9 protein-coding genes are annotated in these 11,940 nt (G+C 65.3%); 2 read left to right on the forward strand and 7 right to left on the reverse strand.

The window, feature by feature from the left end:
- Positions 1 to 308 precede the first annotated feature (308 nt).
- Both QRM96_RS13490 and QRM96_RS13495 read left to right on the forward strand, forming a co-directional pair.
- Positions 309 to 491, forward strand: coding sequence for a LysM peptidoglycan-binding domain-containing protein (locus QRM96_RS13490; RefSeq protein WP_109863787.1), 183 nt, complete (start codon positions 309 to 311; stop codon positions 489 to 491).
- Positions 492 to 546: 55 nt separating this feature from the next.
- The gene (locus QRM96_RS13495) at positions 547 to 1,044 is read left to right on the forward strand and encodes an Rv3235 family protein (protein ID WP_285319971.1); all 498 of its coding nucleotides are present in this window, start codon (positions 547 to 549) and stop codon (positions 1,042 to 1,044) included.
- A gap of 88 nt (positions 1,045 to 1,132) precedes the next feature.
- Here the strand turns inward: QRM96_RS13495 and secA are convergent, their stop codons facing one another.
- From secA to mtrA, 7 genes are all read right to left on the reverse strand, one after another.
- Positions 1,133 to 3,871, reverse strand: a complete 2,739-nt coding sequence (secA, locus tag QRM96_RS13500) for a preprotein translocase subunit SecA (RefSeq protein WP_018760224.1) — start codon at positions 3,869 to 3,871, stop codon at positions 1,133 to 1,135.
- Positions 3,872 to 3,940: 69 nt separating this feature from the next.
- Entirely contained in the window at positions 3,941 to 5,182 is a 1,242-nt protein-coding gene (locus QRM96_RS13505; RefSeq protein WP_285319972.1) for a winged helix-turn-helix domain-containing protein, read from the reverse strand.
- 31 nt (positions 5,183 to 5,213) lie between these two features.
- Entirely contained in the window at positions 5,214 to 5,939 is a 726-nt protein-coding gene (gene hpf / locus QRM96_RS13510) for a ribosome hibernation-promoting factor, HPF/YfiA family (RefSeq protein WP_026264258.1), read from the reverse strand.
- 178 nt (positions 5,940 to 6,117) lie between these two features.
- On the reverse strand, positions 6,118 to 6,909 hold the full coding sequence (locus QRM96_RS13515; RefSeq protein WP_285319973.1) for a ComF family protein: 792 nt from the start codon (positions 6,907 to 6,909) through the stop codon (positions 6,118 to 6,120).
- Positions 6,910 to 7,119: 210 nt separating this feature from the next.
- On the reverse strand, positions 7,120 to 8,835 hold the full coding sequence (locus tag QRM96_RS13520) for an LpqB family beta-propeller domain-containing protein (RefSeq protein ID WP_285319974.1): 1,716 nt from the start codon (positions 8,833 to 8,835) through the stop codon (positions 7,120 to 7,122).
- Positions 8,832 to 10,604, reverse strand: a complete 1,773-nt coding sequence (gene mtrB / locus QRM96_RS13525; protein WP_196803307.1) for an MtrAB system histidine kinase MtrB — start codon at positions 10,602 to 10,604, stop codon at positions 8,832 to 8,834. The genes QRM96_RS13520 and mtrB overlap by 4 nt, the downstream gene beginning before the upstream one ends.
- Before the next feature lie 139 nt (positions 10,605 to 10,743).
- Positions 10,744 to 11,418 (reverse strand): MtrAB system response regulator MtrA, encoded by a 675-nt coding sequence (gene mtrA, locus QRM96_RS13530; protein WP_018760230.1) that lies wholly within the window; start codon positions 11,416 to 11,418, stop codon positions 10,744 to 10,746.
- Positions 11,419 to 11,940 lie beyond the last annotated feature (522 nt).

Here is an 11,940-nt window from a genome sequence, read left to right on the forward strand (position 1 = left end):
CGCAAGCCGCCGCAACCGATCCGGGGCCCGCATGGGGCCCCACACCCAGCCACTCGTCGTCGGCCCCCTTCAGCCCACCACCCACGAGCAGCATTCCAGACACGGGAGGAGGAACCGTGAAGGAACAGTCCGCAGTGGAACCGCCAGGGAGCATCCCCGCAACGGAAGGACAACCCGGGCCCCCACCGCCCGCCGCCATGCCGGCACCCGGATGGCGTCCCGCTCCTCAGGTAGTGGAACCCGGCCTGCTCGCCGCGCCAGGGAGCCGGGCAGCAAGTGGAGCTGCTCCCGGGACCGGGGCTGCAACCGTGACCGTACTGTCCGGGGACACACTGTGGGCCATCGTAGCCAACCAGCTTGGCCCCGGTGCCTCGGATGTGGACATAGCCCTCGAATGGCCGCGCTGGTACTCGGTGAACCGCGGGCAAATCGGCGGGAACCCGGATGTCCTGCTGCCAGGCCAGATCCTCCGGGCGCCACAGCCGTCGTAACTGCACTTTTTGCTACCTGGCAGTGGAACCAGCCAACTAAATGAAGGGGAATCCAATGATTGCTGTGACACCAATTCGCGCCAAGCAGGACTTGACGGCGCTTTCCGGGAACAAGACCGGTGGGCCGGGGATTGCCGCCAGCGGGACCTCGTCCGCAGGGCGTTTCCGGGGAGCACTTCCGGCACCGCTGCGACCAGTCGACGAGGCCGCGGAAGTGCGGGCCATCACCCGCGGGACCATCCAGGCCTCCATGGAGGTCCTGGCCGGAATCCGGCCCGTCCACCAGCTTGCACGCCGGCTGGATCCACGGTGCCTGTCGGCCCTTCAACACCGGGCAGCATTGATCAGGCGTGAACTGACCCGGACTGGCAATCCGGCACTGGCCCGGCTTCACCGGAATTCAGTGGTCCGCTCGGTACGCGTCTGTGAGGTGTCCGATGGGATCTACGAGGCCAGCGCCGTCGTTGTGGATGACGTGCGCGCCCGCGCCGTTGCTGTGCGCATCGAACGGAGCAAACAGGTGTGGCGGGTGGTCGAACTTGTCATCGGGTGAGAGAGCGCCCGGAGACGCCGACAGGGCAGGGAACAAGAGGTTCCCTGCCCTGTCGGCGGATGCCAGCGCCCTTGGTAACCCCTGCGGGCTAACGCTTCTTTTTCTTTGCGGGGCGCTTTGCTGCGTCCTGGGCGGCTGCCTTGGCCGGATTGCCGGAACGTCCGCCTGAGCGGGTTTCCACGCGGGTCTCGGTTCCGCCGCCTTCGCTGGGTGCCGTGTACTGGAGCTGGGCAGGCTTCTCGGGCGCTTCGAGACCGGCCGCCCGCAGTTGCGGATCCACGTGCTCGGTGTGGCCGCCGGAAGCATCCTGGACCACGACGTCCTGGGCGGGAGTGACTTCCACCTCGAGGTTGAAGAGGAAGCCGACGCTTTCCTCCCGGATGGCTTCCATCATGGCCTGGAACATGGCGAAGCCTTCACGCTGGTATTCCACGAGTGGATCGCGCTGGGCCATGGCCCGCAGGCCGATGCCCTCCTTGAGGTAGTCCATCTCGTAGAGGTGTTCCTGCCACTTGCGTCCGATGACCGACAGGACCACGCGGCGCTCGAGTTCGCGCATGCTTTCGGAGCCAATCGCTTCCTCCCGCGCCTGGTAGACCAGGCGGGCGTCAGAGAGGATCTCCTCCTTCAGCAGCTCCACGGTAACCCGTGCCTTGCCGCCGGCTTCTTCGATGATGTCTTCCGCCGTGACACTGACGGGGTAGAGCGTCTTGAGGTTGGTCCACAGCTGGTGGAAGTCCCAGTCGTCACCGTTGCCCTCCGCCGTGGCGGCATCAATCAGGGCCACAATGGTGTCCTCGACGAAGAACTGCACCTTCTCGTGCAGGTCATCGCCCTCAAGGATGCGGCGGCGGTCGCTGTAAATGGCTTCGCGCTGGCGGTTCAGGACGTCGTCGTACTTGAGGACGTTCTTGCGCTGTTCGGCGTTGCGGCCTTCCACCTGGCCCTGGGCCGAGGCGATGGCCCGCGACACCAGCTTGGATTCCAGCGCAACGTCGTCCGGAACCGAGCTGTTCATCAGTCGTTCGGCGGCCCCAGAGTTGAAAAGCCGCATGAGGTCGTCCGTCAGGGAGAGGTAGAAGCGGGATTCTCCGGGGTCACCCTGGCGGCCGGACCGGCCGCGAAGCTGGTTGTCGATGCGCCGGGACTCGTGCCGTTCGGTGCCCAGGACGTACAGGCCTCCCAGATCCAGCACTTCCTCGTGTTCGTCCTTTACGGACTGCTTGGCTGCCTCAAGGGCTGCCGGCCACGCGGCTTCGTACTCTTCTGAGTTCTCCTCCGGGTCCAGGCCGCGCTTGGCGAGCTCGGCCACTGCGGTGAATTCTGCATTGCCGCCCAGCATGATGTCAGTACCGCGGCCGGCCATGTTGGTGGCGACGGTGACGGCGCCCTTGCGGCCGGCCTGGGCAACGATGGCCGCTTCACGGGCGTGGTTCTTGGCGTTCAGGACCTCGTGGCGAATCCCTTCCTTTGCGAGCAGCTTGGAGAGGTACTCGCTCTTCTCCACGCTGGTGGTGCCCACCAGGACGGGCTGGCCTTTTTCGTGCCGCTCGGCGATGTCCTTCACGACGGCGTCGAACTTGACGACCTCATTCTTGAACACAAGGTCAGGCTGGTCGATCCGCTGCATGTCCCGGTTGGTGGGAATCGCCACGACACCGAGCTTGTAAGTGCTCATGAATTCGGCAGCTTCCGTTTCGGCGGTGCCGGTCATGCCGGACAGCTTGCCGTACATGCGGAAGTAGTTCTGGAGCGTGACGGTAGCCAGGGTCTGGTTTTCCGCCTTGATCTCGACGCCTTCCTTGGCCTCGATTGCCTGGTGCATGCCTTCGTTGTAGCGCCGCCCGGCCAGGATGCGTCCGGTGTGCTCGTCGACGATCAGCACTTCGCCGTCCAGGATGACGTAGTCCTTGTCCCGCTTGAAGAGTTCCTTGGCCTTGATGGCGTTGTTCAGGAACCCGATCAGCGGGGTGTTGGCGGACTCGTACAGGTTCGAGATGCCGAGGTAGTCCTCGACTTTTTCGATGCCGCTCTCCAGGACGCCCACGGTGCGCTTCTTTTCGTCGACCTCGTAGTCCTTCTCGGGCTGCAGCCGGAGCACTACCTTGGCGAATTCGCTGTACCAGCGGTTGGTGTCACCCTGCGCCGGGCCGGAGATGATCAGTGGCGTTCTGGCTTCGTCGATAAGGATGGAGTCCACTTCGTCGACGATGGCGAAGTGGTGGCCGCGCTGGACCAGTTCGCTCCTGTCCCACGCCATGTTGTCGCGCAGGTAGTCGAAGCCGAATTCGTTGTTGGTGCCGTAGGTGATGTCCGCGGCGTACTGCTGGCGGCGCACGGCGGGATCCTGGTTGGCCAGGATGACGCCACTGGTGAGGCCGAGGAAGCGGTAGACGCGGCCCATAAGTTCGGACTGGTATTCGGCGAGGTAGTCATTCACGGTGACCACGTGGACACCCTTGCCGGAGAGCGCGTTCAGGTAGGCGGGAGCGGTCGCCACCAGGGTCTTGCCTTCACCGGTCTTCATTTCCGCGATGTTGCCCAGGTGCAGGGCGGCGCCGCCCATGAGCTGGACGTCGAAGTGGCGCATTCCGAGTGTCCGCGAGGAGGCTTCGCGTACGGCGGCGAAGGCTTCCGGAAGCAGGTCGTCGAGCTTCTCGCCATCCTGGTGCCGCTCGCGGAGGCGGTCGGTCTCCTCCCGCAGTTCCGCGTCGGTGAACGTCTTGAACGAGTCTTCGAGGGCATTGATGGAGTCGGCATAGTTCCGCAACTGCCGGAGTGTCTTTTTGTCACCCGTGCGGAGGATTTTTTCGATAAGTGATGCCACGTGAAGATGCTCCCAGTCTCATGCCGCCGAATTCTGGCGTGTTCAGTCTACGGGAGAGACACCCGGCCGTTACTCCCTTTTCCCTGAGAGCGGATAGTCCTGCAGCCGCCCAAGCTCCTGTGTCAGGCATGCGGCGAGATCTCCCGCCGGGCCGGCTTCCACGTCGGGCAGGCCAAGCCATTGGCCCATGAGCTTCAGCTCTGCAGCCAGTTCGGCGGCGGTGTCCCCGGGGGCGTCCGGCTCGGCAAAAGCGGACCTCACCAGCAGCCTGCCCCCGGCGCGGTCCGCTTTCACGTCCACCCGGGCCACAATTCTGTCCCGCAGCAGGAAAGGCAGCACATAGTACCCGAAACGCCGTTTGGGCTCCGGGGTGTAGATCTCAATCCGGTAGTGGAAGCCGAACAGTTCCAACAGGCGCCGCCGCTCGAAGACCAGGGAGTCGAACGGGCTCAGCAGGGCCCGGCCGTTGGCGCGCCTTGGCATGGCGGCTTCCACGTGCCGGAAGACTTCGCGGTTCCAGCCGTTCACGTTGACGCGTTCCAGCCTGCCTTCCGACACCAGGTTCTCGACGGCCAGCGCGGTCGCCTTCACAGGTGTCCGGAAGTAGTCGGCGAAGCAACGGACGCTTCCGATCCCGTGCGCCATGGCCGCCGCCTCTGTCAGCCGCTGGAGCGCGGCGGCCGGATCGGACGCCGTGGCTTCGTTCGAAGAAAATGGCAGGACCTTGGCCGTCAGGGTGTACTTGCGCTCGAACTGCCCGGTCCTGGCGGCAGCTGACACTGCCCCTTCTTCGAAAAGGTGTTCCAGGACCCGTTTCACAGCGTTCCAGTTCCACCCCCAGTTCTCGGTCTGCCGTTCCTCGACGTGGCCGATCCTGGCTGTAAGTTCCGAGGCCGTCATGGGCCGGGACGTGGCGAGGACGGAAAGGATCCTGCCGGCCAGGTCGCTGCGGAGCTCCGGGTCCATGCGTGAGGCACCCACCCATGACCGCTTCTGCCATTGCAGGAGGTCACCGTAGTGCTCGGGCCGGATATAACTGGCCTCGTGCGCCCAGTACTCCACCATGCGGCGTGGCCGCTGCGCGGACATGCGGTGCAGGATTTCGCGGTCGTAATTGCCAAGGCGCGAAAAGAAGGGCAAGTAGTGACTGCGGACCAAGACGTTGACGGAATCGATTTGGACGAGCTGGAGACGGGCAAAGGTACGGCCCACCGCCCGTGCTGTCACGGGGCCGGCGGGCCGTCCTTTGTGGAGTCCCTGTGCTGCCAATGCGATGCGCCGTGCCTGGTCAAGGCTCAGCGATGCTGACATTCAGTCCTCTCACGTGGTGGTGTATTCCACCTTACGCGTTGGCGGGTGCGTCGTCGGAGCGGTACGCGAGGATCTTTTCCTCCACGACGGTGTCGCCGGGCTCGCACTCGTGGTCCAGGGTGATGACCCCGTAGGTCCAGCCACGACGGCGGTACACGACGGAGGGCGTGTTGGTGGCTTTGTCCACGAAGAGGTAGAAGTCGTGTCCCACCAGTTCCATGTTGTCCACGGCGTCATCGAGGGAGAGCGACGCCGCGGGGAAGACCTTGCGCCGGATCAGCACCGGTGAGCTTCCCGCCGGGATGTCGTTGTCAACATCATAGGGAGACTTGTTGTCGGCGGCCTGTACGGTTTCATCCCGGTGGTTTGCCTCAAGGTACAGCGGCTCGTGCGCGCTGGCGGGTTCAAGCGATGCGGTGGCCTCGCGAACGGCCTTGGGGGTGTGGCGCCCGTGGTGGACCTTCTTGCGGTCCTTGGCCCGGCGGAGCCGCTCAAGAAGTTTGTTGTAGGCGAGGTCAAAGGCAGCAAATTTGTCTGCGGCGCTCGCTTCGGCACGGATCACGGGTCCGCGGCCCAGCACTGTCACCTCTACGGTCAGCTGGTCGCCGGTTTGCCGGGCATTGGTCTCCTTGGAGACTTTCGCGTCGACACGCTGGACCTTGTCACCCAGCGATTCGATTTTTGCGATCTTTTCCCCGGCATATTCGCGGAACCGGTCTGAAACGGTCAGATTTCGTCCGCTGATCATAAACTCCATGGTGCCCTCCAAATGACTTCGGTGACACGACGGCGGCACTTCCCTGGGCCCAGCTGTCTGACAGTCGAGCCCCTCTCCGAGCCGCCATCGAAAGGTACATTCTGTTCTTGGTACCCACCTTCGACGTTAGTTCATAGCCACCTGTTATTCATCCTTTCCCGGTTTATTTTTTTCTAAGTCATGGTCGCTTCGGCGGTTCCATGCGGGCGCCGGGCGCGGGGTCCGCAGCATCGGGCGGGCGTGTCGCGGCAAGCACGACGGCGCCCCTCACCTTGGCCCCTGCCTGGTGCAAGGCACGGGCTGCTTCCCCGATCGTGGCACCCGTCGTCAGGACGTCGTCGACGATGATGCACGGCCTCCCCGCAATCGCTGGACGGGACCGGACGACGACCCGCATGGACCCCCTGACCCGCTGGGAGCGGGCGCCCCTGCCCAGCCCCTTCTGGCCGCCGGACAGTCCTGTCCACCTGAGCGCTTGGGCCCCCGATGGCCGGACCTTTCGCAGGGCATCGACGACGGCAACGCCCGGCAGGTGCCCGGCCGCCTTCTTGAGGAGCAGGTGGACCGGGCTGAAGCCCCGGTTGACGTAGGCCGCCGTGCTGGTGGGGACGGGCACCAGCACGAACCCGTCAGCGTCCGCTGTTGCCGCCCGGACGGCCCCGGCCAAAGCCCGGGCCAGGCTTGCACCAAGCTGGTGCTGGCCGTGCCGTTTGAACGAGAGCAGGCCCTGCGCCAGCTGGTCCCGGTAAACAGCGGCCGCCACGACGGGGAGCAGGATGGTCCCGGATACATCCATCAGCGCGGGGGCGCCGCCCTCAGCCCGGAACGGCTCCCTGGCCAGGTGCCGGATACGGCTGGTGCAGGCTGGGCAGAGGGCACTGTCCTCCGCACCGCAGCACACACAGTCCACCGGGACGGCCAAGGCCAGGAGTTCACCTCCGGCCCCCGCCACCCAGTCGACAAGCCGCAAAAGGGCACTCGCTTGATTCGCGCGGTGCTTTGCAGCCCACCGCGGCGGCGGATGAAGGTCCGGGTCACGCGCAGGTTCCCTGTCAGGGGACCTCGATGTTCCGGCGGGTCGTCTGGTGCCGTTCACCTTTCCACCATCACCGGTCGGTTCCGCATGGGGAAGGACCGGGCCCACCTATGTGGATACCAGGTGGGCCAGGTCCGCCCGCCCTCAGCCGGGGAACGAGGGATCCACCGGGCCCTTGATTTGCGGTGACCAGCCATTGCCCAGGCGCTGGAAAATCCCTTCGCCGGACTGCACGTAAATGTCATCGGCACCGTTGCCTGCGCTGATGGACACCACCCCTGGCCAGGGGGCAAGCTGCTGCGGCTGGCCCGAGGTCAGAGACAGCAGCTCCGGCGTAACGTTGGAGCCAGCTGCCGCTTTCATCACGGCGACCGAGGTGCTGTTGACCCAGACCCCCTGGTCGGGATCGGTGGCGGTGACCAGCGTGATGGGCGCCGTCAGTTCGCGCGGGGTGCCGTCGCCGCCGCGGATCACGCCCGTCACCTGCACTTTGGATTTTCCGTTCTGTTCGGAGATCACCAGGGCACGGACACCGTCACGCGAGATCCGGAATTCCTTCACCGTACGGCCGGCAAGCCACGACGGCGCCAACGTCACGGAGGGGACGGGTGCACCTTCAGCCACTCCACCGGGACGGAACGCCACCACTTCGGTTGCCCCGGTGGCGCCGGGGCCCGCCGTCCACACCCAGTCATTGAGGCTGAAGGACGGACGGCTGAGGGTGCTCCGTGTGGTCAGGGCGCGGGCGGGCTGGCCCGGGCTGATGCTGTACAGCGTGGTGCGTCCTTCGTTCAGGAACGCGGCAGCCTGGGACACGGGTGATTCCGCGGGGAACCGCGGGTTGAGGGCCGAGACGGACTGCATGTCGGGCAACGGGGAAACCCGGTTGTTTTCGTACCGCACCAGTTCGCCGCCGCTGATGGCAATCTGGCGGGACGGCACCGTCTTATCCAGCACCGGGGGAAGAACCGAACCGTTGTCCTCCACGCGCACCAGGTCCTGGTTGGCACGAAGCTCCACGTTGACCACATCAGGCTGGGTCCGGAACGTCAACGTCAACTGCATTTGCATGCGGAGCCGGTCTTCGGCTGATGTTTCCGTGAGCTCTTTTGCCGTCAAATCAACCTGGGCTGCTCCAGACACCACCGGCACCGATTCACGGGCCAGTTTGATCCCGGAAGGAAAGGCACTGACGACGGCGCCGCGAAGGTAGGGAGCGGGCCCGGCCAGCAGGGCACTGGTCATGGCTTTGACCGTCTTGTTCTTCAGGAACCACCGCACGTCCGGTACGGCATAGGTGAACGTCGGGTCGTAGAAGTAGATCGGGTAGGCGCCGTAGATCACCTTGAAGGTTTCCTCGGCGATGGCGGTCCCATCCGGTATCGCGGAAATCCGCCACTCGCTGTCAACCTGTGTCACGGTGACGGGAATCCGTTCCACCGTTCCCGGCGGTGACTGGGTGGCAATACCGTCGGCGTCCACGGTGTAGGCGACATCGAGCTCATAGTTGTAGACGTTTTCCGTGCCGGTCGGTACCACCCGCGCTTCCCGGTAAACCAGCGCCCGCTTGTCGGGTTTCCAGGACACCGCCGATGCCTGGGTGAGGTACTGCCGGGCCACTGCGTAGTCGTCCTCGTAGCCGCTGCCCGCCCGGTAGAAGTAGTCGATGATCGTCTCCGGTGTGGCGCCCGGTTGCGGCGCTGCAGGAAGGAACACCGGGGCACTGACATTTCCGGCGCTGCTTTCGCTGCTTTTTCCCACCGGCCCGGACGTCGGGATCCGGGCACACCCGGACAGGAGGACGATCAGCAGAACCAGGAAAGCCGCAGCGTACTGTGCGTGCCGTCCGTGCCGGGTCATGGTGTCTCCTCGGGGCCCCGGGACGGAGCGGGCTTGGCGGCATCTGTCTGCAGCACCAGCATGTTCTTGTTGTCCTGTTCTGCGGGGATGTTCCCTGGCGCGCCCGGGATGGTGACGTCCCTGGGTTCGAGCTGCACGGGTGACTCGGTGATCGCGCCATCCTGGCGCAACGGCAGGGTCAGGCGGAAGTTCGCCCCGCTGCCTTTCCGGCCCCAGGCCTGCAGCCAGCCGTGGTGCAGCTTGGTGTCCTCCATGGCGATGGACAGGCCCAGTCCGCTGCCTCCCGTCGTCCGGGCGCGGGCGGGGTCCGCCCGCCAGAACCTGTCGAAGACGCGGGCAGCTTCAGCCGGGTCCATCCCGATACCGTGGTCCCGCACGGAAACGCCAACAGCCGTCTCGTTGGCCGCGACCGTCACCGTCACCGGTTTTCCTTCGCCATGCTCCACGGCGTTCAGGATCAGGTTCCGCAGGATCCTGTCGATCCGGCGGGCATCCATTTCCACCACCATCGAGCCTTCCGGGGCCGCGAAGACGATGTCCGAGCCGTACTCGGCAGCCACGGGGGCCGCACCTTCGATGACGTGCGAAATCACATGGAGCAGGTCCTCGGGTTCAGCGTCCAGCACCGCGACGCCTGCATCGAAGCGGCTGATCTCAAGCAGGTCCGAGAGAAGGGACTGGAAACGCTCCACCTGGTTGTAGAGCAGCTCGGCCGAGCGCTTGTTGATGGGGTCGAAGTCGTCGCGCGCGTCGTACAGGACTTCGGCCGCCATGCGCACGGTGGTCAGGGGTGTCCGCAGTTCGTGCGAGACGTCCGAAACAAAGCGCTGCTGCATCTGTGAAAGGGTGGCTAGCTGGGTGATTTGTTCCTGCAGGCTGGCGGCCATGTGGTTGAAGGAGGCGCCCAGGCGGGCCACCTCGTCCTCGCCCCGGACCACCATGCGTTCCTGCAGTTGCCCGGCGGCCAGCTTTTCCGACACCATCGCGGCGTGGCTGACCGGGCTGACCACATTGCGGGTGACGTACCAGGCGACCGCGCCGATCAGGAGCACCAGGACGGCGCCGCCTGCCCAAAGGACGCTTTGGATCTCATTGAGCGTCTGCTGTGCCGTGTTCAGGTCGTAAATAAGGTAGAGCTCATAGACGGTGCCGTTAAAGGTCACTTTGTTTCCGACGGCGATTCCCGGCCGGTCTTCGGTGCCCACCGGAATAACGGTGGACGCCCAGAACTGTTCCTTGCCCGATTCCTGTACAGCCTTGCGCAGGTCCGGCGGGATGACGCTGACAGTGAGCTGGTCAGAGGCGCGGGACTCCACCCAGCGGTTGCGGGGTTTGGTCTGGTTGGGCATCGCTTCAAAAACGTAGCGCCGCTGGATGACCGATCCCCTGCCCTCGACCGCGCTGAGCGTGTCCGAAACCAAGGTGATGACGCTGGACTGGTCGGTGACCTGGGCGCCGTCGAACGTGTCCTGAACCTGCTTGACGTTGTAGCGGGTCTCCGACTCCGCCTGGGTCAACCGCTCCTGGAAGAGGTTGTTGGCAATCTGGTTGGACAGGTAGGCGCCAACCACCGCAAAGGAGGTCATGGCCAGCATCAGTGTGGTCAGGACCGTCCGGAACTGCAAGGAGCGGCGCCAACGTTTTTGCAGGGCCCTGCCGAGGTAACGCAGGCCGGGCAGGAACCGCACCACACCCGTCCGCACCAACCGGACGACGCGCAAGGCGACGATAAGGGCGCGCCGCTGCCAGATCCTTGCGCGGAACACCATGCGCGGCATGCCCGGGGGTGTGGACTCGGCAAGCCCCGGCCCGCGCTCTTCGTCGCTGCCGTTCAGCGGGGCGCCGGCTTCCGGCGCCTCCCCGGAAGCCGCAAGGCTCCGGTCAGGTCCCCCGTCCTGCGCGGCGGGGTCAGACCCCTGCTTTGTAGCCGACACCACGCACCGTCAATACAACTTCCGGGGCTTCCGGGTCCTGCTCGATCTTGGACCGCAGCCGCTGGACATGGACGTTGACCAGGCGGGTATCGGCGGCGTGCCGGTAGCCCCAAACCTGCTCCAGGAGGAGTTCCCGGGTGAAGACCTGCCACGGCTTGCGGGCCAGTGCCACGAGGAGGTCGAATTCCAGCGGCGTCAGGGAGATCCGGTCGCTGCCCCTGCTGACAGTGTGGCCCGCGACGTCGATGGTGATGTCCGCGATCCGGAGCGTCTCGGGCGCCTTTTGGTCTCCGGGGCGGAGCCGGGCGCGCACGCGTGCCACCAGTTCGGCCGGTTTGAAGGGTTTGGGCACATAGTCGTCAGCTCCGGATTCGAGCCCTCGGACGACGTCGGAGGTATCAGACTTGGCGGTCAGCATGACGATGGGCACATCCGATTCGGCACGGACCTGGCGGCAGACTTCGATACCGTCCATGCCGGGAAGCATGAGGTCAAGCAGGACCAGATCCGGCCGCGAAGACCGGAAGACGTCCAGCGCCTGGGCGCCGTCGGCGCAAAAGACGGGTTCGAAGCCGTCATTACGGAGGACAATTCCAATCATCTCGGCCAGCGCTTCGTCATCATCTACAACCAGAATGCGTGCCTTCATAGTTATATATTCCCTTATCGGGATGGCTTTGTCCTGTTCAGCGCCTTCCGGCATGGCGGGACACTAGGCGGTCCGACGCCGGAACTATAGTCTTGGGGTCAAGCCCTGCGCTGCCGGCGGGCACCTTTGGAGAGGGCAGCGCGCGGGTATCAGGCGCAGTGGTATTGGGGGAGGAAATCAGTGTCACCACAGGAGTCGGAACCCGGCGAGCCCCGGCAGGGGCGGCCGGGCAACGGAGCAGACGACGGCGGATCGGGCGCCGGGAGCGCCAGCAGCCCCGTACCGCCGGGTTGGCAGCAGCCGTGGGAACCACCTGCAGGCCCGCAACCGCCGGCAGGGCAACAGCCGCCCGGCTGGGAGCAACAGCCGTCATGGCACCCGCCGCCCCAGTGGCAACAACCCCAGTGGCAACAGCCGACGCCGCCGAACCCCAGCAGCCCTTACCCGGGTCAACCACCGTACGCCGGCCAACCGTATGGGCCCCCCGGATACGGCGGCCAGCCGAATAACGGGTCCCCCTAC

It is taken from the genome of Pseudarthrobacter sp. lyk4-40-TYG-27 (assembly GCF_030209295.1).
In the GTDB taxonomy this organism is placed as follows: Bacteria; Actinomycetota; Actinomycetes; order Actinomycetales; family Micrococcaceae; genus Arthrobacter.

What these genes read in the sequence shown, in the direction of transcription:
- mtrA (WP_018760230.1), bottom strand. Translation starts at nt 11,418, where the DNA reads ATGAAGGCACGCATTCTGGTTGTAGATGATGACGAAGCGCTGGCCGAG.
- mtrB (WP_196803307.1), bottom strand. Translation starts at nt 10,604, where the DNA reads ATGGTGTTCCGCGCAAGGATCTGGCAGCGGCGCGCCCTTATCGTCGCC.
- QRM96_RS13495 (WP_285319971.1), top strand. Translation starts at nt 547, where the DNA reads ATGATTGCTGTGACACCAATTCGCGCCAAGCAGGACTTGACGGCGCTT.
- hpf (WP_026264258.1), bottom strand. Translation starts at nt 5,939, where the DNA reads ATGGAGTTTATGATCAGCGGACGAAATCTGACCGTTTCAGACCGGTTC.
- QRM96_RS13520 (WP_285319974.1), bottom strand. Translation starts at nt 8,835, where the DNA reads ATGACCCGGCACGGACGGCACGCACAGTACGCTGCGGCTTTCCTGGTT.
- QRM96_RS13505 (WP_285319972.1), bottom strand. Translation starts at nt 5,182, where the DNA reads ATGTCAGCATCGCTGAGCCTTGACCAGGCACGGCGCATCGCATTGGCA.